General features: G+C 63.3%; 23 protein-coding genes. 14 read left to right on the forward strand and 9 right to left on the reverse strand.

What is annotated here, in order from left to right; all coding sequences use genetic code 11:
• Positions 1-10 precede the first annotated feature (10 nt).
• The 4 genes from CK219_RS09555 (at position 11) to CK219_RS09570 (ending at position 3,763) form a co-directional block, all read left to right on the forward strand.
• A complete protein-coding gene (locus CK219_RS09555; protein ID WP_095766510.1) occupies positions 11-1,309 on the forward strand; it encodes a cytochrome b N-terminal domain-containing protein in 1,299 nt (432 codons plus the stop codon).
• A 21-nt stretch (positions 1,310-1,330) separates the two neighbouring features.
• Positions 1,331-2,188, forward strand: a complete 858-nt coding sequence (locus CK219_RS09560) for a cytochrome c1 (protein WP_095766511.1) — start codon at positions 1,331-1,333, stop codon at positions 2,186-2,188.
• Between the two features lie 139 nt (positions 2,189-2,327).
• The gene (locus CK219_RS09565) at positions 2,328-3,023 is read left to right on the forward strand and encodes a phosphatase PAP2 family protein (RefSeq protein WP_095766512.1); all 696 of its coding nucleotides are present in this window, start codon (positions 2,328-2,330) and stop codon (positions 3,021-3,023) included.
• A 194-nt stretch (positions 3,024-3,217) separates the two neighbouring features.
• The gene (locus CK219_RS09570) at positions 3,218-3,763 is read left to right on the forward strand and encodes an adenine phosphoribosyltransferase (RefSeq protein WP_095766724.1); all 546 of its coding nucleotides are present in this window, start codon (positions 3,218-3,220) and stop codon (positions 3,761-3,763) included.
• Positions 3,764-3,920: 157 nt separating this feature from the next.
• Here the strand turns inward: CK219_RS09570 and CK219_RS09575 are convergent, their stop codons facing one another.
• From CK219_RS09575 to CK219_RS09600, 6 genes are all read right to left on the reverse strand, one after another.
• Positions 3,921-4,391: a MaoC family dehydratase gene (locus CK219_RS09575; protein WP_095766513.1), complete on the reverse strand. Its 471-nt coding sequence runs from the start codon at positions 4,389-4,391 to the stop codon at positions 3,921-3,923.
• Entirely contained in the window at positions 4,388-4,858 is a 471-nt protein-coding gene (locus CK219_RS09580) for a MaoC family dehydratase (protein ID WP_095766514.1), read from the reverse strand. Before CK219_RS09580 ends, CK219_RS09575 begins: the two co-directional genes overlap by 4 nt.
• A 114-nt stretch (positions 4,859-4,972) precedes the next feature.
• The gene (gene corA, locus CK219_RS09585) at positions 4,973-5,947 is read right to left on the reverse strand and encodes a magnesium/cobalt transporter CorA (protein ID WP_095766515.1); all 975 of its coding nucleotides are present in this window, start codon (positions 5,945-5,947) and stop codon (positions 4,973-4,975) included.
• A 19-nt stretch (positions 5,948-5,966) separates the two neighbouring features.
• Positions 5,967-7,070: a redox-regulated ATPase YchF gene (gene ychF / locus CK219_RS09590; RefSeq protein ID WP_095766516.1), complete on the reverse strand. Its 1,104-nt coding sequence runs from the start codon at positions 7,068-7,070 to the stop codon at positions 5,967-5,969.
• A 198-nt stretch (positions 7,071-7,268) separates the two neighbouring features.
• The gene (pth, locus tag CK219_RS09595) at positions 7,269-7,991 is read right to left on the reverse strand and encodes an aminoacyl-tRNA hydrolase (RefSeq protein ID WP_095766517.1); all 723 of its coding nucleotides are present in this window, start codon (positions 7,989-7,991) and stop codon (positions 7,269-7,271) included.
• 111 nt (positions 7,992-8,102) lie between these two features.
• Positions 8,103-8,744, reverse strand: a complete 642-nt coding sequence (locus CK219_RS09600) for a 50S ribosomal protein L25/general stress protein Ctc (protein WP_095766518.1) — start codon at positions 8,742-8,744, stop codon at positions 8,103-8,105.
• Positions 8,745-9,090: 346 nt separating this feature from the next.
• Between CK219_RS09600 and CK219_RS09605 the strand changes: the two genes are divergently transcribed.
• From CK219_RS09605 to CK219_RS09630, 6 genes are all read left to right on the forward strand, one after another.
• Positions 9,091-9,735, forward strand: coding sequence for a glutathione S-transferase family protein (locus CK219_RS09605; protein WP_095766725.1), 645 nt, complete (start codon positions 9,091-9,093; stop codon positions 9,733-9,735).
• Positions 9,736-9,875: 140 nt separating this feature from the next.
• Positions 9,876-10,433 carry an FMN reductase gene (msuE, locus tag CK219_RS09610; RefSeq protein ID WP_095766519.1) on the forward strand — a complete coding sequence of 186 codons (558 nt, stop codon included), beginning with the start codon at positions 9,876-9,878 and terminating at the stop codon, positions 10,431-10,433.
• A gap of 37 nt (positions 10,434-10,470) precedes the next feature.
• A complete protein-coding gene (locus CK219_RS09615; protein WP_095766520.1) occupies positions 10,471-11,835 on the forward strand; it encodes an LLM class flavin-dependent oxidoreductase in 1,365 nt (454 codons plus the stop codon).
• Positions 11,836-11,859: 24 nt separating this feature from the next.
• A complete protein-coding gene (locus tag CK219_RS09620) occupies positions 11,860-12,708 on the forward strand; it encodes an ABC transporter permease (RefSeq protein WP_095766521.1) in 849 nt (282 codons plus the stop codon).
• Positions 12,709-12,752: 44 nt separating this feature from the next.
• Positions 12,753-13,748 (forward strand): ABC transporter substrate-binding protein, encoded by a 996-nt coding sequence (locus tag CK219_RS09625; protein WP_095766522.1) that lies wholly within the window; start codon positions 12,753-12,755, stop codon positions 13,746-13,748.
• A gap of 17 nt (positions 13,749-13,765) precedes the next feature.
• Positions 13,766-14,527 (forward strand): ABC transporter ATP-binding protein, encoded by a 762-nt coding sequence (locus tag CK219_RS09630; RefSeq protein WP_095766523.1) that lies wholly within the window; start codon positions 13,766-13,768, stop codon positions 14,525-14,527.
• Between the two features lie 39 nt (positions 14,528-14,566).
• On the opposite strand, the gene CK219_RS09635 is transcribed toward CK219_RS09630, so the two are convergent.
• Positions 14,567-15,016 carry a MarR family transcriptional regulator gene (locus CK219_RS09635; protein WP_095766524.1) on the reverse strand — a complete coding sequence of 150 codons (450 nt, stop codon included), beginning with the start codon at positions 15,014-15,016 and terminating at the stop codon, positions 14,567-14,569.
• Positions 15,017-15,162: 146 nt separating this feature from the next.
• On the opposite strand from CK219_RS09635, the gene CK219_RS09640 reads away from it, so the two are divergent.
• Both CK219_RS09640 and CK219_RS09645 read left to right on the forward strand, forming a co-directional pair.
• Positions 15,163-16,020, forward strand: a complete 858-nt coding sequence (locus CK219_RS09640; protein WP_095766525.1) for an alpha/beta hydrolase — start codon at positions 15,163-15,165, stop codon at positions 16,018-16,020.
• A 266-nt stretch (positions 16,021-16,286) separates the two neighbouring features.
• Entirely contained in the window at positions 16,287-17,573 is a 1,287-nt protein-coding gene (locus tag CK219_RS09645; RefSeq protein ID WP_095766526.1) for a glycosyltransferase, read from the forward strand.
• 143 nt (positions 17,574-17,716) lie between these two features.
• On the opposite strand, the gene CK219_RS09650 is transcribed toward CK219_RS09645, so the two are convergent.
• The gene (locus tag CK219_RS09650; protein ID WP_176476971.1) at positions 17,717-18,946 is read right to left on the reverse strand and encodes an MFS transporter; all 1,230 of its coding nucleotides are present in this window, start codon (positions 18,944-18,946) and stop codon (positions 17,717-17,719) included.
• Positions 18,947-19,113: 167 nt separating this feature from the next.
• On the opposite strand from CK219_RS09650, the gene CK219_RS09655 reads away from it, so the two are divergent.
• Entirely contained in the window at positions 19,114-19,983 is an 870-nt protein-coding gene (locus CK219_RS09655) for a helix-turn-helix transcriptional regulator (protein ID WP_095766527.1), read from the forward strand.
• 115 nt (positions 19,984-20,098) lie between these two features.
• On the forward strand, positions 20,099-20,665 hold the full coding sequence (locus tag CK219_RS09660) for a dihydrofolate reductase family protein (protein ID WP_095766528.1): 567 nt from the start codon (positions 20,099-20,101) through the stop codon (positions 20,663-20,665).
• Here the strand turns inward: CK219_RS09660 and CK219_RS09665 are convergent, their stop codons facing one another.
• A complete protein-coding gene (locus CK219_RS09665) occupies positions 20,666-21,601 on the reverse strand; it encodes a ribose-phosphate pyrophosphokinase (RefSeq protein ID WP_095766529.1) in 936 nt (311 codons plus the stop codon).
• Positions 21,602-21,720 lie beyond the last annotated feature (119 nt).

Raw genomic sequence — 21,720 nt, forward strand, 5'->3', positions numbered from 1 at the left:
GGACATTTCGATGAGCGAGGGACACTCGACCTATACGCCCAAGACCGGTATCGAGCGCTGGTTCGACGCCCGCATGCCGCTGCCGCGGCTGGTCCATGACAGCTTCGTCGCCTATCCAGTGCCGCGCAACCTCAACTACATGTGGACGTTCGGCGGTATCCTGTCGCTCATGCTGGCCGCGCAGATCCTGACCGGCATCGTGCTGGCGATGCACTACACCTCCGACACCAATCTCGCCTTCGATTCGGTCGAGAAGATCATGCGCGACGTGAATTCGGGATGGCTCTTGCGCTATCTCCATTCCAATGGCGCCTCGTTCTTCTTCGTCGCCGTCTACATCCATATTTTCCGCGGCCTGTTCTACGGCTCCTACAAGGCGCCGCGCGAGCTCTTGTGGATCCTCGGCTGCATCATCTACCTCCTAATGATGGCCACCGGCTTCATGGGCTACGTGCTGCCTTGGGGCCAGATGAGCTTCTGGGGCGCTACCGTCATCACCGGCTTCTTCAGCGCCATTCCGCTGGTGGGGAACTGGATCCAGGAACTACTGCTCGGCGGCTTCGCCGTCGACAATCCGACGCTGAACCGCTTCTTTGCGCTGCATTACCTGTTGCCGTTCATGATCGCCGGCGTCGTCGTGCTGCACATCTGGGCGCTGCATGTCGTGGGCCAGTCGAACCCGACCGGCATCGAGGTCAAGTCTAAGACCGACACCGTCGCCTTCACGCCCTACGCCACCATCAAGGACGCGTTCGGCATGATCGTGTTCCTCTTCGTCTTCGCCTATTTCGTCTTCTACCTGCCGAACTTTCTCGGCCATCCGGATAACTACACGGTCGCCAACCCGCTGAAGACGCCGGCCCACATCGTTCCGGAATGGTACTTCCTGCCGTTCTACGCGATCCTGCGCGCCATCACCTTCAATATCGGCCCGATCAACTCCAAGCTCGGCGGCGTGCTGTGCATGTTCGGCGCCATCGCCATGCTGTTCCTGGTGCCGTGGCTCGACACTTCCAAGGTGCGCTCGGCGGTCTATCGTCCATGGTACAAGCTGTTCTTCTGGCTGTTCGTAGCCGACGCCATCCTGCTCGGCTGGCTGGGCTCGCAGCCGGCGGAAGGCAGCTATGTGTTCATGGCGCAGATGGCGACGCTGTTCTACTTCGCCTTCTTCCTCGTCGTCATGCCGGTGCTCGGCCTGATCGAGACGCCGCGCAGGCTGCCGAACTCGATCACCGAGGCCGTGCTTGAAAAGAAAAAGGGCAGCGGGCATCCGGCACGCGCTACCGCCGCGCCGGAAATCACGGGCTGAGAATCTGAGGGGATTTTGGGTATGAAGAAGATTCTCACCTCGCTGGCGCTGCTTGGCCTGGTGGTCGCGGGCACCGCTGCCATCGCCGCCGAAGAGGAACACAACGCGGCCGCTCCGACGCATTTCCCGATCAACGAACCGAAGGAAATGAGCTGGAGCTTCGCCGGTCCGTTCGGCACCTATGACAAGGCGCAGCTGCAGCGCGGCCTGAAGGTCTACAAGGAAGTCTGCTCGGCCTGCCACTCGATGAACCTGGTGGCTTTCCGCACGCTGGAAGGCCTCGGCTATTCGGAGGCGCAGATCAAGACTTTGGCCGCCGAATACACCATCCATGACGGCCCGAACGATGCCGGCGACATGTTCGATCGTCCCGGCAAGCCGTCGGATCACTTCCCGGCGCCGTTCCCGAACACGGAGGCCGCCGCTGCCGCCAATGGCGGCGCCGCGCCGCCCGACATGTCGCTGCTTGCCAAGGCGCGCGGCGTCGAGCGCGGCTTCCCGCGCTTCATCTTCGACATCTTCACCCAGTATGCGCAGGGCGGCCCGGACTACATCCACTCGCTGCTCACCGGCTACGACCAGACGCCGCCGGCCGGCATGGTGATCCCGGAAGGCACGCACTACAACCCGTACTTCCTGTCCGGCGTGTCGTTGAAGATGCCCAAGCCGCTCTCGGACGGCCAGGTGACCTATGACGACGGCTCGCCGCAGACCGTCGACCAGTATGCGCGCGACGTCTCGGCCTTCCTGATGTTCGCCGCCGAGCCGCATCTCGAGGATCGCAAGAAAACCGGCTTCCGCGTCATGATATTTCTGCTGGTCTTCGGCGCATTGGTCTACATGACCAAGCGCAGGGTGTGGGCCGACGTGGCGCACTGAGGGGGCGTCGATCGCAAGAATTTCAAAAGGGCGCCACAAGGCGCCCTTTTGTATTTCGGCACGCGCAAACCGGGGCCGTGTCACATGACCGTCATCGCTCGTGGCGATCCTGTCTCGCACTCACCAAAGGATCGCACCCATGAAAAGATATGCATCGCTCGCGGCGGGTTTCCTGCTGCTTGTCACCGGATATGTCGCCCATGCCGATGAGGCCCAGCCTTTCGTCACCAGCAAGGACATTGACCTGACGATGATCCTGCCGCCGCCACCGGCCAATGACTCGGCGGAAACCAAAGCCGAGCTCGGCGAGGTGCTGACGCTGCAGGTGACGCGCACGCCGGAAATGGAAAAGCGCGCCATCGCCGACGCCGAGGAGAATATCTGGCGCTTCGCCGACGTCATGGGCCCGAATTTCAACAAGGAGAAGCTGCCGAAGTTCAGTGCCTTCTTCGATCGCGTCGTGGCGACCGAAGGCGCCGTCGTTGATCCGGCCAAGGATGTCTGGAAGCGGCCGCGGCCGCATCAGCTCAGCGATCTGGTCAAGCCGGTCGTGAAGCTGTCGAGCTCCGGTTCCTGGCCGTCTGGCCATGCGACGGTCGGCACCATGATGGGCATCGTCCTTGCCGACATGGTCCCCGAAAAGCCCGCCGAGATCATGGCGCGCGCGGCCGAATTCGCCCACAACCGCGTGGTCGGCGGCATCCACTATCCGTCCGACATCGAGATGGGCAAGATCTCCGGCAGCGTGATCGCCGCGGTCCTGCTCAACCGTCCAGATTTCAAGGCCGAGTACGAAGTGGCGCGCTCCGAGCTGCGCTCGGATCTCGGCATGTAGCCGCTCGGTAGCGCCTGCTTTTCGAAGGGCGCCTTCGCGGGCGCCCTTTTTCATTACGGCCGAGGCCGATGGGTGCCGATCCTTTGCCGGATGTGCTTGTCTCTGGCGCGACATCGCGGTAGCCGTTGTCGGTCGCGTCGGGCAGCAAAGGCCGACGCCGCCAAATCCGACAGCCGGACACGCGGAAAGCCTCGATGAAATCCTCCCTTGAAGACACGCTGCTTGCGGCCATCCGCACCATTCCGGATTACCCCAGGCCCGGCATCCTGTTTCGCGACATCACCACGCTGCTTGGCGACGCGCGCGCCTTTCGCCGTGCCATCGACGAGCTGGTCCATCCCTATGCGGGATTGAAGATCGACAAGATCGCCGGCATCGAGGCGCGCGGCTTCATCCTCGGCGGCGCCGTGGCGCACCAGCTTTCGGCAGGCTTCGTGCCGATCCGCAAGAAAGGCAAGCTGCCCTACGAGACGGTGCGCGTCGCCTACAGCCTCGAATACGGCCTGGACGAGATGGAGATGCACAAGGACGGCGTCTCGCCGGGCGAGAAGGTGATCGTGGTCGACGACCTGATCGCCACCGGCGGTACGGCGGAAGCCGCGGTGAAGCTGCTCAGGCAGATCGGCGCCGACATCGTCGCGGCATGCTTCGTCATCGACTTGCCCGACCTCGGCGGCCGCCAGAAGCTGGAAGCGCTAGGCGTGCCGGTGAGGACGTTGATCGGGTTCGAGGGGCATTGATCTTTCCCTTCTCCCCTTGTGGGAGAAGGTGTCGCCGAAGGCGACGGATGAGGGGTGTTCCAGGGAACGCCAACGTCGCACTTCGCTGGAACACCCCTCATCCGTCTCGGCGCTGCGCGCCGATCCACCTTCTCCCACAAGGGGAGAAGGAGAGGCGCTATCCCACCTTCACCAGAACGGCGCTGTCGAACTCAATCACCTTGTCGCCGGTCGAATCGAAGCCTTCCGAACGCAGCGTCAGCAGGTTCCAGCCTGGGCGCCCGGCGAGCGGGCGGTGCGCCTGCGCGGTGCGCGTGAAAGTCACGGTCTCGCCGGCATAGACCGGCTTCAGCCATTTCAAATTGCGGAAGCCGGGCGAGGGGCCGAACTCGGGCTGCGGACCGGGGCCTGTCCAGCGCACGCCCTCGGTCTCCATGCGCTTTTCGAGATTGTATTTCATCCAGGTGGCGGCAGTGTGCCAGCCTGAGGCGCAGAGCCCGCCAAGCACGCTCTTCTTCGCCGCCTCTTCATCGACGTGGAAGACCTGCGGATCGTATTTGTTGGCGAACGCCTTGATCTCGTCGGCTTCGAATTTATGCGAGCCGAGCGTGACGGTCTCGCCGATCAGGAAATACTCGTCCAGGGTCATGACAGGTCCCTTGCGGCATCACGCGCGAGGAACATGCCAGTGTTTTCGAGCTCGAAGACGCTTTCGCCGCGCTGGTTGACGAGCTCGCTGCGCATGGTGATCAAGCCGAGCTGCGGCCTCGATTTCGACTGGCGCTTGGAAATTATGGTGAGCGTGCCGGTAAGCCTGTCGCCGGCCAGCACCGGCTTCTTCCATTTCACATGCTCGATGCCGGGCGAGCCCTGCGAGGTCGAATCGAGCAGGAAGGCGTCGCACAGCATGCGCATGAACATCGCGCAGGTGTGCCAGCCCGAGGCCGAAAGACCGCCAAGAATGCTGGCCTTGCCGGCTTCCTCGTCGAGATGCATCGGCTGGGCATCGAACTCCGCGGCGAATTCGATGATCTCGGCGGCACTTACGTCCTTGCTGCCGAGGTCGAGCGAGGCGCCCTCGGCGAAGTCCTCATAGGCCCAGGTCTTTCCGGTCATGTCGGCAATCCGGTTGACGAACGCGATCCCCCAAGGATCGGAAAACCCGGATGCCGGCCCAAGTCGATTTGGTCAAGTGATTTCTGGTAAGCCAGCTGTCGCCGGCCAAGTCCGTCAGAGCCAGCCGCGGCGGCGGAAATACCAGAAGGGCAGGATCGCCGAGACCACCATCAGGGCGATGGCGAAGGGGTAGCCGAACTCCCATTTGAGCTCGGGGATGATGTCGAAGTTCATGCCGTAGATCGAGGCGACCAGCGTCGGCGGCAGGAAGATGACGGCGGCGACCGAGAAGATCTTGATGATGGCATTCTGCTCGATCGAGATCATGCCGAGCGTGGCGTCGAGCAGGAAGGAGATCTTCTGCGACAGGAAGGTGGCATGGTCGGCGAGCGAGAGCACGTCGCGCGACAGCGTCTTGATGCGGGCGCGCACATCCTTGCTCATCTTGGTCTGGTCAGCGACGTGGGCGAGAAAGCCGGCCAGGCGCTGCAACGAGATCAGGCTGTCGCGGACCGAGGAAGCGATGTCCTCCTTGCGGCCGATGCCTTTCAGGAGCTCCTGGAAATCGCGGTTGCGCTTCGAGGCCTTGGTCGAGCGCGCTTCGAAAATGTCGCGCGAGATCGTTTCCACCTCGCGGCCGGCGCGCTCGAGGATGTCGGCCAGGCGATCGACGATCGCCTCGAGGAGGCCGATCAGGATGGTGTCGCCGCTGGTGCAGCCGGTCGCCACCTTTTCGGCGCGCTGCGGGAAGGTCTTGAAGGCCTTGGGCTCGTGATATCGGATGGTGATCAGCCTCTTGCCGGCGAGCGCGAAGGTCACCGGCGACATCAAGGGATCGTCGGCCTCGGTCTGCGCCGGCAGCACGGCGGTCATGAAGTAGCCGCCGTCCTCGATATAGAGCCGGCTCGAAATCTCGATCTCTTCCATCTCCTCGCGGGTCGGAATGGCAATGCCCAGCCAGCTCTCGATGCGCGCCTCTTCCTCCTTGGTCGGGTTGAGAAGGTCGGCCCAGACGACCCTGTCGCCATCCGCCGCAAGGTCCTCGGTAAGACGCAGGCGATCATTGTCCACGACGAAGGTTTTTATCATCGCCGGGTCTCCCTGGAGATCAGGTGTTGAACTTGAACAGCATGATGTCGCCGTCCTGAACGACGTATTCCTTGCCCTCGTCGCGCGCCTTGCCAGCTTCCTTGGCGGCTGCCTCGCCGCCCAGCGTGACGAAGTCGTTGTAGGAGATCGTCTGGGCGCGGATGAAGCCGCGCTCGAAGTCGGTGTGGATGACGCCGGCCGCCTGCGGCGCCTTATCGCCCTTGTGGATCGTCCAGGCGCGCGTTTCCTTCGGCCCGACGGTGAAATAGGTGATCAGGTGCAGGAGCTCGTAGCCGGCGCGGATCACCTTGTTGAGGCCCGGCTCATCGAGGCCGATCGAGGCAAGGAACTCCATTTCCTCCTCGTCTGAAAGCTGGGCGACTTCAGCCTCGATCGCCGCTGAGATCACAACCGTGCCGGCGCCCTGCGCGGCCGCCATTTTCTCCACCGCCCTGGTGTGCTCGTTGCCGGTGGCGGCGTCCGCCTCGGCGACGTTGCAGACATAGAGAACGGGATGCGAGGTGAGCAGATTCAGCCCCTGCAGGATGCGCAGGTCCTCCGCGGCGATGCCGTTGAGCAGGAAGCGCGTCGGCTTGCCGGCCTGCAGAAGCTCGAGCGCGGCCTCCATCATGGGCAGGACGGCCATGGCTTCCTTGTCCTTGCCGGCGGCGCGCTTGCGGATCTGGGCGATGCGGCGCTCGAGGCTTTCGAGGTCGGCGAGCATCAGCTCGGTCTCGACCGTCTCGGCGTCGGCGACAGGGTCGATACGGCCTTCGACATGGGTGATGTCGTCATCCTCGAAGCAGCGCAGCACATGCACAATGGCGTCGACCTCGCGGATGTTGGCGAGGAACTGGTTGCCCAGCCCTTCGCCCTTGGAGGCGCCGCGCACCAGGCCGGCGATATCGACGAAGGAGATGCGGGTCGGAATGATCTCCTTCGACTTGCCGATCGCCGCGATCTTCTGCAGGCGCGGGTCGGGCACCGCCACCTCGCCGGTGTTCGGCTCGATGGTGCAGAAAGGATAGTTGGCGGCCTGCGCGGCGGCCGTCCTGGTCAGCGCGTTGAACAGCGTCGACTTGCCGACGTTGGGCAAGCCAACGATGCCACATTTGAAACCCATGTTCGTCCAATCCTGTCGGAAATTCGATTTTGGTGAGGGCTATGGGCGATAGGGGTGACGAACGTCAAGCCCCATGCCTTTATCGTGACAGGGCCTAAAGCGCGTCGCGATCTTTTAGATTCGCTCCCTGCGCTTTAGGCTTTTGATTTTGCGCATGTCTTTACCCCGAAACCGGTTCCCACTTTCGGGAGACATGCTTTAGTCCTTGCCAAAGAGCTTCTTCAGCATGGCAGCCATCGGGCCGCTTTCTGGAAGCTTTGCCGCCGGCTGCTGCGGGCGCGCCTGGCGGACATGGCTTTGCTGCTTCGGCGCCTTGGGCGGCGGGCGGTCGTCGTCGCCGGTCGGCACAAGCTTGTCGCGCAAGGCGAGCGTGACGCGGTTCATGAACGAGCTGTCGTCGCCCTTGGCGAGCAAGCCGGCAGCGTCGGCGATTGCGTCCAGCAGGACATCGAGCCACTCGCGGTCGGCCTTGGCGAAATCGCCAAGCACATGGCCGTGCACCATCTCCTTGACGCCGGGATGGCCGACGCCGATGCGCACCCGGCGATAGGCGTTGCCGACATGCTGGTCGAGCGAGCGGATGCCGTTATGGCCGCCGGAGCCGCCGCCCACCTTGACCCGGAGCTTGCCGGCAGCAAGGTCGATCTCGTCGTAGAAGACGGTGAGGGCGGATGGTTCGAGCTTGTAGAAGCGCAGCGCTTCGCCGACCGACTGTCCGGAGAGGTTCATGAAGGTCTGCGGCTTGATCAGCAGGATTTTTTCGCCGCCGAGCGTGCCTTCTGAGACCAGGCCCTGGAATTTTCTCGACCAGGGCGAAAAGGAATGGCGGCGGGCAATCGCGTCCGCCGCCATGAAGCCGACGTTGTGCCGGTTGTTTTCGTATTTCGCGCCCGGATTGCCGAGGCCTGCAAAGACAAGCATCGCCGCCTCCAGACTTAGAGCACGATGCCGAAAAGTGGGAAGCGGTTTTCGGAAAACATCATGCTCTATTTCTTTAGTTTAGAGCCGGATGAAATCATCCGGCTCGGAGAATTACTTCTCTTCGGCCTCCGGAGCCGCCGTCTCTTCCACAGCTTCCGTGGTCGCTTCCGTCTCCGGCTTCATCGCCGACGAGCCGGCAACGGTCGCGATGGTGAAATCGCGATCGGAGATGACCGGCTTGACGCCGGCCGGCAGCTTGACCGCCGAGATATGGATCGAATCGCCGATGTCGGTGCCGGTGAGATCGACGGTGATGAACTCCGGGATCGCGTTGGCCGGGCAGTGGAACTCGACTTCGTGACGAACGATGTTGAGCACGCCGCCGCGCTTGATGCCTGGCGACTTGTCTTCATTGATGAAGTGGACAGGCACGTCGACATTGACTTCGGTGTCCTTGCCGATGCGCAGGAAGTCGACATGGACAGGAAAATCCTTGACCGGGTCGAGCTGGAAATCCTTCGGCAGGACCTGGATCTTCTTGCCGTCGACATCGATCGTGGCGATCGTGGTCAGAAACCCGCCGCCATGGATCTTGTAGAAGATGTCCTTGTAGTTGAGCGCAATCGCCAGGGGAGGCTGCTTGTCGCCATAGATAACTGCAGGCACTTTACCGTCGCGACGAACTGCACGGGCGGACCCCTTACCGACCTGTTCGCGCGCTTCGGCTTTCAGCTCATAAGCATCGTGGCTCATGGCATTTCCTTTCGCGTGTTGTGGAGCGTTCGCGGCCGGCAAACCCGTCCGTAAACGTCGAAAGCCGTCGCGGCCTTGCACGATCTGTCGATGCGTTTGGCGATCCAAAAGCGTCTAGAGGATCATGCAGGCCCGGCCGGCCTTCCTCCGCGTTGCCTCCAAGGGTGTCTACGCGGGTGGCGGCTCTATAGCGGAAGGCGGGCAAGGGTGCAAGCGGTTGGCCGGGCGGGTTGCGGGCGGTTTCCGGTGCCGAAAGGATAAACCGGAAATCCGACTTGCGGCAAATGTAGGAACGCGCAGTTCTCAGCCGTCCTGCGGGCATGTGGCCAAATCCATGGGGACCAATATGAAGCTTCTGTTCAGCCGCAATCCCAATCCTCGCCTCGCGGTCGCGACGGCGCGCCATCTCAAGGCGGAGATCGCGTTCGAGTTCGCATCGCCCATGGCGCCGGGGCAGGCCGAACGCTATCGCGCGCTGAACCCCAATCTGACCTTGCCGATCCTGGTCGGGCCGGGATGGAGTCTTTGGGAGGCCGATGCCATCGCCTGCCGGCTTTCGCGCGAGATGCATTCGGATTTCTGGCGCGGCGGGCAGGACGAGCCGGACATGATCCGCTGGATCAGCTGGGGCAAGGAACGGTTCGCTTTCGCTTGCGACATGGTGCATTTCGAGCGTGGGACCAAGCAGCGCTATGGACTCGGTCCTATCGACCACGCGCTGGTCGAGGAGGGATTGAGGCAGTTCCACGCCGCCGCCGCGATCCTCGAGCCTGAGCTTGCCGGACGCGAATGGCTGGTCGGCAATTCCGTCTCCTATGCCGACTTCCGCATGGCGACGTTCCTGCCTTTCAACGATGCCGCCCGATTGCCGCTCGACGACTACCCATCTATCCGCCGCTGGTATGGCCGGCTCGAGGCGATCGATGCCTGGCGCGACCCGTTCCAGGGACTTCAGGCGCCTCCACTGGCTCCGGTCAAGATCGAGGCCTGACCCGCATGGGCTGAACCAATCAACGCTTCTCCCGCGCAAACTCAATCCGTTTGCGCGGCGCGTTTTGAAATCTTCTCGCTCATTTAATTATACAAAATCTGTAGTCTTAATGAAGAAGTGTCCGCGAGGAGAGCCCGAACATGACAAAGAAGCTGGTGGTTGGATTTTCCGGCAATCTGACCCGTCCGTCAAAGACCAAGGCATTTATCACGCAGATCGCGGACGAAGCGGCTGGCCGCATCGGGGCGGCCTCGGCGGTCCATGACATTGAAGATCTCGGTCTATCGTTCCCGTCGGCACGGCGCATTTCCGATCTCGATCAAACGGCGCGCAATATCGTTGAGCAATTGCTCGGCGCCGACGTTCTGGTGGTGGGGTCGCCGACCTTCAAAGGCAGCTATACCGGACTTTTCAAGCACTTGTTCGATCTGCTCGATCCGTCGTCGCTGCGCGGCAAGCCGATCATTCTCGTTGCCACGGGCGGCGGCGAGCGCCATTCGCTGATCGTCGAGCATCAGCTGCGGCCGCTGTTCGGATTCTTCGAAGCGCTCACCATGCCGACCGCGATCTACGCTTCCGACAAGGATTTCACCGACGGCGTGCTGGTGTCGGAAGCTACCCAAGCCCGCGCCCGACAGGCCGTTGCCGAGGTTTTGCGCATCGTTGGCGAAACTCGCAGCGTCGGCCTCGCCGCCTGAATTCAGGCAGTCGTTTTGGAACCCGAAGGATCAGCCCATGACCAGCCCCAGCACATCCAGACAGATCAAGCTCGGCGCCTTTCTGCCCGGCGGCGGCCAGCACGTCGCGGCTTGGCGCCATCCGGACGCGCCGGCCGATGGCGCGACCAATTTCGAGTTCCACAAGCAACTCGCACTGACCGCCGAGCGGGGTCTGTTCGACGCCTATTTCCTGGCTGACAATCTCACCATCGGCCTCGGCGCCCGTGAAGGCGGCAACGCCAAGATCGCCGGTTTCGAGCCGGTGACATTGTTTGCCGCGCTGGCGCCGTTGACCACGCATATCGGCTTCATCGCCACCGCCTCGACCACCTATGAAGAACCCTACACGCTCGCGCGCAAATTCGCCTCGCTCGATCTTTTGTCGAACGGGCGCGCCGGCTGGAACGTGGTGACGTCGGCCGGCGACGACACGGCGCGCAACTTCAATCGTGACGTCCAGCCCAATCATGCCGAGCGCTATGCGCGGGCGCATGAGCATGTCGAAACGGTCAAGGCGCTGTGGGACAGCTGGGAAGACGACGCCTTCATTCGCGACAAGAAGACGGGCCGTTTCTACGACAAGGACAAGCTGCATGACGTGAACCACAAGGGCGCGCATTTCAGCGTCAAGGGGCCGCTCAACGTGCCGCGTCCGGTGCAGGGTCATCCGGTGGTCGTGCAGGCGGGACAGTCGGAGGACGGTCGCGGGCTCGCGGCGGCGTCGGCCGAGGTGATATTCACGGCGCATCAGAACCTTGCCTCGGCGCAGGAATTCTATCGCGACATCAAGGCGCGCGTCGCGGCGACCGGGCGCGATCCGGCGCAGGTGCTTATCATGCCGGGCGTGGCGCCCTTCGTCGGCCGCACCGAAGAGGAGGCCCGTGCCAAATACCAGCAGCTTAACGACCTGATCCTGCCGGAGGACGGCGTGGCGCTGCTCAACGGACTTGCCGGCCAGACGCTCGACCTCAGGGACTATCCGCTCGACGGCCCGCTGCCGCCGAGCAGGGAGACCGAAGGCATGAAGAGCCGCCAGGCGCTGATCCGCCAGATTGCGGACGAGCATAATTTCACGATCCGCCAGCTCTATCAGTGGGTTGCGACCGCGCGCGGCCATTACACGGTCATCGGCAGCGCCGCCCAAGTCGCGGATCAGCTGGAGGAATGGTTCACGAGCGAGGGCGCCGACGGCTTCAACATCCTGCCGCCATGGCTGCCCGGCGCGCTCGACGACTTCGTAGACCTGGTGATCCCGGAGCTGCAGCGTCGCGGCCTGTTCCGCACCGCTTACGAGGGCAGCACGCTGCGCGAAAATCTTGGCCTGAGGCGACCGCAGAATCCGTGGGCGGCCGCGCGCTCGACCGTGCTCGCCGCCGAATGATTCCTGACGCGAGAGGGCAAGACGATGACTTTGCAGCATATCGAAAAGACGGTCGGTATCGGCCGGCATGAGGGTGGCAGCGGCACCGGCATGGAGCCGCTGCACCTCCTGACGCGGACTTCGGCGCGAATCCTGTCGCGTTATGGCGTGCTGCTCGGCTTCCTCGTGTTCTGGCAGGTGGCAGCGAGCAGCGGCTGGGTCAATTCGGCCGTGCTGCCGCCGGTCGACACGATCGTCGCGGCGCTCTGGAAGGGCCTCATTGGCGGCAGCCTGCTCGGCGACATAGCCATCAGCCTGCAGCGTGCCGGCCTTGCATTCGCGGCGGCCGTCGTCGTTGCCATTCCGCTTGGCCTGGTCATGGGCCAGGCGCGTGCCGTGGAGACCGCGCTCGACCCGATCCTGCAGCTGTTCCGTCAGACCTCGGCGCTGGCGCTCTACCCGGTGTTCATCCTGCTTTTGGGACTGGGTGAAGCTTCGAAGGTGTTCGTCATCTTCTGGGCGACGCTGTTTCCGCTGCTGCTCAACACCATCAGCGGCGTCAAGGAGGTCGACCCGAAGCTGCTCGAAATGGCGCGCGCCTATGGTGCCCGGCGGCTGACGATTTTCCGTCGCGTCGTGCTGCCGGGCGCGGTGCCGTCGATCTTCGTCGGCCTGCGGCTCGGCGCCACGACCGCGCTGCTGCTCTTGATCGCTTCGGAGATGATCGGTGCCAACAAGGGCATCGGCTTCCAGGTGATGAATGCCCAGTACAATTTCCAGATTCCGCTGATGTTCGCGGCGATCGTCATCCTGGCGGCACTCGGCCTGATCGCCAACCAGGTGCTGGTCGTCCTGCAGCGGCGGCTGTGTCGTTGGAATGTTTCAGCCGGCTAAGCACCCAAACCTTCACCACTCCCAAAACAACGAAAGGCTTGATCATGAGCATCACCCGCCGTTCGCTTCTCCTGCGCGCTCCGCTTGCTGCCGGCATTCTCGCCGGCCTGCCGTCGATCGCTATGGCGCAAGCCGCATCCGTCAAGATCCGCTATCTCGCCAGCCGCGGCAGCATCTCCCCGCATGAGCTGGCCGACGCGCTCGGCTATTTCAAGGGCCTCGGCATCGAGCTCGAAAATGTCGGCTATGCCGCGGGCGGCCCGGAATCGCTGTTCGCGCTCGCGTCCGGCAGCGTCGACCTGGGCTCGGCAGCCACGCCGGCGGTGATCAACTCTATCGCCGGCGGCAACGACTTCGTCGCGGCTTATCCCAGCAACGGCATCAACAAGGATGTGAAGAGTGTCTTCTACGTGCTGGAAGACAGTCCGATCAAATCGATCGCCGACATTGCCGGCAAGACGATCTCGGTCAACACGCTCGGCGCCCATCTCGACTATACGGTGCGCGAAGCGCTGCACAGCGTTGGCCTGCCGCCGGACGCGGCCAAGCTGGTGGTGGTGCCCGGGCCGCAGCTCGAACAAACCTTGCGCTCGCGTCAGGTCGATGTCGCCGGGCTGGGTTATTGGCAAGCGACGTTTGCGGGCCAACTGGTCAGCAATGGCGGCGTGCGCGGCGTCTTCAACGATACCGACGTGCTCGGCGAAATCGCCGGTGGCTTCGTCGTGCTGCGTCGTGATTTCATCGCGGCGAATCCGGATGCGGCCCGCAACTTCGTCGAACAGTCGGCGCGCGCGTCGGACTGGTCGCGGCAAAATCCGGACGAGACGCGCAAGCTGCTCGCCGACATTCTCAACAGGCGTGGCGAGAATGGCGAGCTGGCGCGCTACTGGACCGGCTTCGGCCTGCGCGAGAAGGCGGCGGTGACCGACCGCGACGTCGAGTTCTGGGTGAATATCCTCGAGCGCGACGGCCGGCTGCCGAAAGGCAAGCTCAAGGCTTCCGACATTCTCTACCGTCTCGGCGAAACCAAGACCAATTGAGCACGGAGACGCAAACCATGCCCACGGCACGCGGCGGCGATGTCACGATCCGCGACCTGTCGAAATCCTTCGCACTCGGCGGGCGGCAGCTTGCCGTGCTGCGCTCGCTCAATCTCGATATCCGCTCCGGCGAATGCCTGGTCATTGTCGGGGCAAGCGGTTCCGGCAAGACGACGCTGCTGCGCATCCTTGCCGGGCTGGAGCGGGCCGACGGCGGCGCCGTCGCGATCGACGGCAAGCGGATTGAGGGCGTCGGCGAAGAGCGAGCGGTAATTTTCCAGGAGCCGCGGCTGCTGCCCTGGCTGACGGTGCTCGGCAATGTCGCCTTCGGTCTCGAAGTGCGCGGCATTGCCAAGGCGGAGGCCGAGAAGCGGGCGCGTTTCTATATCGCCCTGGTCGGCCTTGCCGAATTCAGCGATGCGTATCCCAGGCAGCTCTCCGGCGGCATGGCGCAGCGCGTCGGCATCGCCAGGGCACTGACGGTGCAGCCGGAAATCCTGCTGCTCGACGAGCCGCTCGGGGCGCTCGACGCCATGACCAAGATCTCCATGCAGGAGGAGCTGGCGCGCATCTGGAGCGAGGAGAATGTCACCATGGTCATGGTGACCCATGACCTTGAAGAGGCGATCTATCTTGCCGACAGGGTGCTGATCCTGCCCAGGGAGAAAGGCGGCGCGGCGCGACTGATCGATGTCGACCTACCGCGGCCGCGCGAGCGCAGCGAAAGCCGCTTCGTGCGCTATCGCGAGGAGTTGCTACGCGAGTTCGGCCTGCACTAGGTTGATATTCAGGTGATGCCGGCTCGATCTTGATCTCAATTAGCCTTCGGCGGTGTCCACCACCTGGCCGCCGCTTAAAGCATTGCGCAGCGCCTGGATTTGCCGGTTCAGAGCATCGAGTTCAGCCAGCTTCATGCCTGAGCGCTCGATCAGGGTCTCGTTCAGACAATTGCACCGGACCAACAGCGCACGTCCGGCGGCGGTCAGGTCGACCTGCACCTGGCGCTCGTCCGTCTGGCTGCGCTGGCGGGTGACAAGGCCAGCCTGTTCCATGCGTTTCACCAGCGGCGTGATGGTGCTCGATTCGAGGGCCAGCCGATGCGCGATGCTGCCCACCGACATGCCGTCCGTCTCTCCCAGCGCATTGAGCACGAGATATTGCGGATAGGTGATCCCCATCTCGTCCAGCATCGGCTTGTAGGTGCGGTTGATCGCCATGCTGGTGGCGTAGAGGGTGAAGCAGAGCTGATTGTCCAACGGGAGAGGCACGGCGCATTCCTTTGCCGACTGAGCATCATTTATGTACCACGGGAAATGGTATCGCGATACATTTTTTCGTGGACAAGGCTCTCGATCTTCATTTACGAGATGGTTATCGCGAATATTGTTTATCGCGCTAATATAAGGAGATTGAGATGACCTCGCAGACCAAGTCGGGTTCGGGCAGCGGCACGATCACCACGAAGGACGGAACACAGATCTTCTACAAGGACTGGGGGACTGGCCAGCCGGTCGTCTTCCACCATGGCTGGCCGCTGAGCAGCGACGACTGGGACGCCCAGATGCTGTTCTTCCTGGCACAGGGCTACCGCGTCATCGCCCATGACCGGCGCGGCCATGGCAGGTCCAGCCAGACCGATACCGGCAACGAGATGGACACCTATGCCGCGGATGTGGCGGCGCTCGCGGAACATCTCGACCTCAAGGATGCCATCCACGTCGGTCATTCGACAGGCGGCGGCGAGGTCGCGCGCTATGTCGCGCAACATGGCGGCGGAGGCCGCGTCGCCAAGGCCGTGCTGATCGGCGCGGTGCCGCCGATCATGTTGAAGACGCCGGCCAATCCCGGCGGCCTGCCGATCGAGGTGTTCGACGGTTTCCGCGCGGCGCTGGCGGCCAACCGGGCACAGTTCTTCCACGACGTGCCGGCCGGCCCGTTCTACGGCTTCAACCGTCCCGGCGCCCAGGCTTCCGAAGGTGTCATCGACAATTGGTGGCGCCAGGGCATGATGGGCGGCGCCAAGGCGCATTACGACTGCATCAAGGCCTTCTCAGAAACAGACTTCACCGAGGACCTGAAGAAAATCGACGTGCCGGTGCTGGTCATGCATGGCGACGATGACCAGATCGTCCCGATCGCCGACTCCGCGCTCCTCTCGATCAAGCTGCTCAAGAAGGGCGAGCTCAAGGTTTACAAGGGCTTTCCGCACGGCATGGCAACGACCCATGCGGATGTCATCAACGCCGACCTGCTGGCCTTCTTCAAGGCCTGAGGCTGGCCGCCAAAACGCGAAAGCACCCGCCCTCGGGCGGGTGCTGTAAGATGACGGATCATCGTTTCGCGGTTGGGCGGGGCGCTCGATATTGTCCCTATGCCGTCCTTTCGATATCGGCGAGAAGTCAGCGCCCGGCCGCCGATATCATCTCCAGACTCGGCACCGAAAAATGGTACTGTCGCCTCTGAAGAAGGGGGCAAAAAAATGAGTGCCGTCGTAGGATCGCTGCTTGATGCCGGCGATTGCAGCATCACGCTGATCCGATGAGATATGTTTCGCTGGGAACGTATCCGATCCGGCAGCCGGTCCAGGGCGGCCAGCTGCGGGCGAACGCCATCCACAAGGTCCTGCGGGATTGTGGATGGGAAACACGCCATGTCCTCGTTACTCCCAACCGCGGCGCCAGGCGGGAAATGGAGGCCGGCGATCTTTTCATCGAGATGCCGCGCCGGTTTCGCAAGCAGATGGCCAGGCGCAAATGGCGTTCCGATGTCGCCACCGCCGAATTCATCGCGCGCAGCAGCTCCCATCGCCTTGAAATCGCAAGATTTCTCGACGACTTCAGGCCGGATGTCATTGCCGTGGAGCAAGGCTGGCTTTGGCCGGCTTTGCGTGAGTATGTTGAAACGTGCTCGCCCGAGGCGAATTTTTCAATCCTCTACAGCTCGCACAATGTCGAACAGCACTTGCTGGCGCAAGAGGCCGCGATTGCCGGCGCGGGAACGGACCTCTGGAGCGCTCGACGTGCGGCGGACATCGAGTCCGATCTTGCCGCAAAGGCGGACCTGGTGGTCGCGGTCAGCGAGCAGGATGCAGCCCATTTTCGCAAGCTCAATCCAAGCGTGGTGGTCGCCGCCAACGGCGTATGGCCGCGGGAAACGCCCGTCGGCCTCGATCGTTGGGCATCGCGGTTCGCCGGCCTGCGCACGGCGCTATTCATCGGGTCGGGCCATCCGCCCAACGCCCGCGGTTTTCTCCAGATGACGGATCCGGACCTTGGTTTTCTCTCAGCCTCGGAGCGGATTGTGGTGGTCGGCGGCGTTGCCGACCAGATCCGCAACGATCCCGGATTCCTGCGGCATCGTGGCGCCGACAATGCCCGGATCGAGTTGCTTGGCATGCAGGACGGCGCGGCCCTCGGCGCGCTGATCGAGCTTGCCGACGTCGTGATGCTTCCGATCGTCGAGGGCGGCGGCACGAATATCAAGACCGCGGAAGCGCTGTACAACCGCAAGCCGATCGTGGCGACATCCTTCGCGTTGCGCGGCTACGAGCAATTCAAGCATTGGCCGAATGTCCGGCTGGCGGACAGGCCGGAAGACTTCCGGGATGTGCTTGCCCAGGCGCTGAGAAGCGAACCGGAAGCGCTGAATTCGGCGGACATCGCGCAGCTCGACACGCTGCTTTGGAGTTCGACGCTCCGAAAGCTTCCCGAGCTGTTCGCGGCGCTGCCGAGGCGGCAACGCCAGCCGGCGGCGAACCCGGCAGATGGCCCGGGCCGCTTTCTTCACGGCCTTTTGCAACGCCTGGGTTTGAGGGGAAAGAGCTGATCTCGTCGCGAGGGAAGAACCTGCTTGTTGGGTAAAGCGAGCGTCGCGCCATAGGATGCCGCCGCCGGCTCCGGAACCTTCAAGGCTCCGAGCCCGGCGGCGATCTTTTGTTGAACGGCAGCTTGGCCGCTGATCCGATCGGCTCAGGCCTTCCGGGCTTCCTTCATGTTGGGCAGGAACACAGTCAGCAGGCCAAGCAAGGGCAGGTACGAGCAGATCTGGTAGACGAAGTCGATGCCCTTCATGTCGGCGACGACGCCGAGCACCGCGGCGGCGATGCCGCCCATGCCGAAGGCGAAGCCGAAAAAGATGCCGGCGATCATACCGACGCGGCCCGGAACCAGCTCCTGCGCGAAGACGACGATGTTGGAGAAGGCCGACGACAGGATCAGGCCGATCAGCACGGTGAGCACCATCGTCCATTCCAGATTGGCGTAGGGCAGCGCCAGCGTGAACGGCAGCACACCGACAATCGAGAACCAGATCATAGCCTTCTGGCCGTAGCGGTCGCCGAAGGGGCCGCCGAGCAGGATGCCCAGCGCCGAGGCGCCGAGGAAGAGGAACAGCATCACCTGGCTCATCTGCACCGAAACGCCGAATTTATGCATGGCGTAGAAGGTGTAGTAGCTGGAGAGCGAGGCGATATAGGCGTTCTTGGTCAGTACCAGCAGTGTCAGCACGGCCAACGCCCACATGACCTTCTTGCGCGCGAAGGGCGAGACATGGGCAGCCTGCTTACGGGTGGCCAGCGAGGCGCGCAGCCGGCTGTACCAGCCGCCGACCCGCCACAGAACGACGATGCCGATCAGCGAGCCGACGGCGAACCAGGAAATGCTGGTCTGGCCGAACGGCACGACGATGAAGGCGGCGAGCAGCGGGCCCATGGCCTGGCCGAAATTGCCGCCCACCTGGAACAGCGATTGCGCCAGGCCGAAGCGGCCGCCCGAGGCGAAGCGGGCGATACGCGAGGATTCCGGATGGAAGATCGCCGAGCCGATGCCGATCAGCGAGGCGCCGATCAGCAGCAGCCAGTAATGGCCGGCATGGGCGAGCACCACCAGGCCGACCAGCGACGAGGCCATGCCCCAGGGCAAGGAGTAGGGCATCGGCTTCTTGTCGGTGATCATGCCGATCACCGGCTGCAGCAGCGAGGCCGTCACCTGGAAGGTGAAGGTCAGGAGGCCGATCTGCCAGAAATCGAGACCGTAATTGTCCTTGAGCAGCGGATAGATCGCCGAAAGCAGCGACTGCATGATGTCGTTGACGCAGTGGCAGAAGCTCACCGCAAGAATGACGGTGAAGGCCGTCGCTTGCGCCGAGATGTTGCTTGCCGGCGCCGGTGCGGCGACGGAGGTGGCGGTCGTATCAGTCAAGGCAATGCTCCGTAGTCTCTTGTTGGAGCATGATCTTTTCCGAAAACCGGTTCCCACTTTTCGGGATCATGCTCTGGGCGGGCCGAACCGCAGCCGGCCTTATAGGCCCGTTGCCAAGCGACTTCTTTCGTGGTTTGGTCCAATAGTTTCGCAAGTGGGCCACATCGATGTCGCATGGCAAGGAGATATTCAAGGGCGACGCCGCCGAGCTCGGCCGGCTGCATGAAAGCCGCTGGCAATGGCTGGAACAGGCTGTCGGGCCGGCGGTCGCGCTGCCGACCGAATATCCGGACGGCTATCACGTGCCGCAGCACCGCCACAGCCGCAGCCAGCTGCTGCACGCGCTGGTCGGCGTGGTCCTGGTGACGACCAGGCATGGGCGCTGGATGGTGCCGCCCGACCATGCGATGTGGATACCAGCCGGCATCGAGCATTCCGTCGAGATGCTGGGCGACGTCTCGATGCGCTCGGTCTATGTGATGCCGGGCGCCATTGCCGGCCTGCCGGACAGCTTGCGCGTCGTCGGCATTACCGAGCTGATGCACAGCCTGATCGTCGAATCGGAGAAGCTGCCGCAGGGCGGCGAGCTCGAAGGGCGGGCGGCGCTCGTCATGGGACTGCTGCTGCACGAGATCCCGAACCTGCCGGAACGGCCGCTCGGCTTGCCTTTCCCGTCCGATCCGAAGCTCGCGGCGCTTTGCCGGCGTTTCGTGGCGGCCCCTTCGCCGCATGCGACGATCGACGAATGGGCGGATGCCGCGGGCATGAGCCGGCGCTCTTTCACCCGCGCCTTCCATCGCCAGACCGGGCTGTCGCTGTCGACCTGGCGCCAGCAGGCCTGCCTTTTCGCGGCGTTGCCAAGGCTCGCCGACGGCGAGCCGATCACCAGGGTGGCGCTCGATCTCGGCTATGACAGCGTGCCGGCCTTTATCACCATGTTCAAGCGCATGCTCGGCACCTCGCCGCGCGGCTATATGCGCAGAGCGCGCGATGCCGGTGAGAACCCGCGCCGCACAGGCGGTCCGATCGCCGCGTGAAACAGCGCCCGGCGGCATTGAGCCGGTGTGCCGGTTCTCGGCCTAGCGCCAATTCTGATTGCAATTTGCAATCAGTTATGTTTCTTTTCCGAGAAACGCAAAATCGGAGGCCCCCATGGCAACGCTCGTCTATGCCATGCTGACATCGCTGGACGGCTACATCGCCGGGCCGAGCGGAGACATCGACCTGCCGGTTCCCGAGGAAGAATTGCATCGGCATTTCAACGACGAGATGAGGCGGACGTCGATCGCGCTCTGCGGGCGCAGAATGTATGAAACCATGCGCTTCTGGGACAACCCGGAACGCGATATCGCGGCTGGGGAGGTCGAGCGGGATTTTGCCCGCGCGTGGCGGGAGACGCCGAAGGTCGTGTTTTCGACCACGCTTCAGGAGGTCGGGCCGAATGCCCGCCTGGTGAAGGCTGACGCGGAGGCGGTGGCAAGGACCCTCAAGACGGATACAGATGGCGAGATTTCGGTCTCCGGCGTCGACCTTGCCGGGCACCTTGCGCGTGCCGGCCTGATCGACGAGTACCGGCTTTACGTGCATCCGGTCGTGCTGGGCGGCGGCAAGCCCTATTTCCAGTCCGGCCGGTCGCTGGCGTTAAAGCCGCTCGGCACAGAGCGCCTTGCCCAAGGGGTCACGCTGCTGCGCTATGCGCCCGCGGAAACCAGTTTCTGATCAATCGAACAGGCTCGAGACCGATTCTTCCGTCGCGGTGCGCGAGATCGCTTCGCCCAGCAGGTCGGCGATCGAAATGACCCGGATGTTCGGGGCGTCGAGCACGCCCTGCGTCGGCTGAATGGAATCTGTGATCACCAGTTCCTGCAGCTTCGAGCCGGCGATACGGGCAACGGCGCCGCCGGAGAGCACGCCATGGGTGATGTAGGCGGTGACGGAGGTCGCGCCATTGGCCAGCAGCGCGTCGGCCGCGTTGCAAAGCGTGCCGCCGGAATCGACGATGTCGTCGATCAGGAGGCAGTCCTTGCCGGCGACGGCGCCGATGATGTTCATGACTTCCGATTCGCCCGGACGCTCGCGGCGCTTGTCGACAATGGCCAACTGCGCGTCGAAGCGCTTGGCCAGCGCGCGCGCCCGCACCACGCCGCCAATGTCGGGCGACACGACGACGACATTGCCGAGCTGCTTGTACTTGGCCTTCACGTCGCGGGCCATCACCGGCACCGAGAACAGATTGTCGGTCGGGATGTCGAAGAAACCCTGGATCTGGCCGGCATGGAGATCAAGCGTCAGCACGCGGTCGGCGCCGGCGCGGGTGATCATATTGGCGACCAGCTTGGCCGAGATCGGCGTGCGGCCCGAGGCGCGGCGGTCCTGCCTTGCATAGCCGAAATAGGGGATGACCGCCGTGATGCGCCGCGCCGAGGAGCGCATGAAGGCGTCCATCATGATGAGCAGTTCCATCAGATGGTCGTTGGTCGGATAAGAGGTCGACTGCAGGATGAAGACATCCTCGCCGCGCACGTTTTCCTGGATCTCGACGAAGATCTCCTGGTCGGCGAAGCGCCTGACGCTGGCCTTGCCCAGCGGGACGTTGAGATAGCGAGCGACCGCCTCGGCCAGCACCCGATTGGAATTGCCCGCGAAAAGCTTCATGCACCGTTCCTGGTGAAGGATGGAGAGGCCGGAGAGACTCTCATGCGCCTTTTAAGCGGGCTTTTAGCGGGCCGGGCCGGTATTGCAAGCCTCGTCGTCGGGAATCCTTCCGGCGGCCG

The sequence above is a fragment of the Mesorhizobium sp. WSM4313 genome (genome assembly GCF_002294725.1).
GTDB lineage: Bacteria > Pseudomonadota > Alphaproteobacteria > Rhizobiales > Rhizobiaceae > Mesorhizobium.

Excerpts from the sequence above, each read along its gene's own strand:
- pth (WP_095766517.1), bottom strand. The coding sequence starts at position 7,991 with ATGCTTGTCTTTGCAGGCCTCGGCAATCCGGGCGCGAAATACGAAAAC.
- CK219_RS09630 (WP_095766523.1), top strand. The coding sequence starts at position 13,766 with ATGCCCACGGCACGCGGCGGCGATGTCACGATCCGCGACCTGTCGAAA.
- CK219_RS09555 (WP_095766510.1), top strand. The coding sequence starts at position 11 with ATGAGCGAGGGACACTCGACCTATACGCCCAAGACCGGTATCGAGCGC.
- CK219_RS09625 (WP_095766522.1), top strand. The coding sequence starts at position 12,753 with ATGAGCATCACCCGCCGTTCGCTTCTCCTGCGCGCTCCGCTTGCTGCC.
- CK219_RS09665 (WP_095766529.1), bottom strand. The coding sequence starts at position 21,601 with ATGAAGCTTTTCGCGGGCAATTCCAATCGGGTGCTGGCCGAGGCGGTC.
- ychF (WP_095766516.1), bottom strand. The coding sequence starts at position 7,070 with ATGGGTTTCAAATGTGGCATCGTTGGCTTGCCCAACGTCGGCAAGTCG.
- CK219_RS09580 (WP_095766514.1), bottom strand. The coding sequence starts at position 4,858 with ATGACCGGAAAGACCTGGGCCTATGAGGACTTCGCCGAGGGCGCCTCG.
- CK219_RS09655 (WP_095766527.1), top strand. The coding sequence starts at position 19,114 with ATGTCGCATGGCAAGGAGATATTCAAGGGCGACGCCGCCGAGCTCGGC.
- CK219_RS09570 (WP_095766724.1), top strand. The coding sequence starts at position 3,218 with ATGAAATCCTCCCTTGAAGACACGCTGCTTGCGGCCATCCGCACCATT.
- CK219_RS09660 (WP_095766528.1), top strand. The coding sequence starts at position 20,099 with ATGGCAACGCTCGTCTATGCCATGCTGACATCGCTGGACGGCTACATC.
- CK219_RS09575 (WP_095766513.1), bottom strand. The coding sequence starts at position 4,391 with ATGACCCTGGACGAGTATTTCCTGATCGGCGAGACCGTCACGCTCGGC.
- CK219_RS09560 (WP_095766511.1), top strand. The coding sequence starts at position 1,331 with ATGAAGAAGATTCTCACCTCGCTGGCGCTGCTTGGCCTGGTGGTCGCG.
- CK219_RS09565 (WP_095766512.1), top strand. The coding sequence starts at position 2,328 with ATGAAAAGATATGCATCGCTCGCGGCGGGTTTCCTGCTGCTTGTCACC.
- CK219_RS09600 (WP_095766518.1), bottom strand. The coding sequence starts at position 8,744 with ATGAGCCACGATGCTTATGAGCTGAAAGCCGAAGCGCGCGAACAGGTC.
- CK219_RS09645 (WP_095766526.1), top strand. The coding sequence starts at position 16,287 with ATGAGATATGTTTCGCTGGGAACGTATCCGATCCGGCAGCCGGTCCAG.
- CK219_RS09615 (WP_095766520.1), top strand. The coding sequence starts at position 10,471 with ATGACCAGCCCCAGCACATCCAGACAGATCAAGCTCGGCGCCTTTCTG.
- msuE (WP_095766519.1), top strand. The coding sequence starts at position 9,876 with ATGACAAAGAAGCTGGTGGTTGGATTTTCCGGCAATCTGACCCGTCCG.
- CK219_RS09620 (WP_095766521.1), top strand. The coding sequence starts at position 11,860 with ATGACTTTGCAGCATATCGAAAAGACGGTCGGTATCGGCCGGCATGAG.
- CK219_RS09605 (WP_095766725.1), top strand. The coding sequence starts at position 9,091 with ATGAAGCTTCTGTTCAGCCGCAATCCCAATCCTCGCCTCGCGGTCGCG.
- CK219_RS09640 (WP_095766525.1), top strand. The coding sequence starts at position 15,163 with ATGACCTCGCAGACCAAGTCGGGTTCGGGCAGCGGCACGATCACCACG.
- corA (WP_095766515.1), bottom strand. The coding sequence starts at position 5,947 with ATGATAAAAACCTTCGTCGTGGACAATGATCGCCTGCGTCTTACCGAG.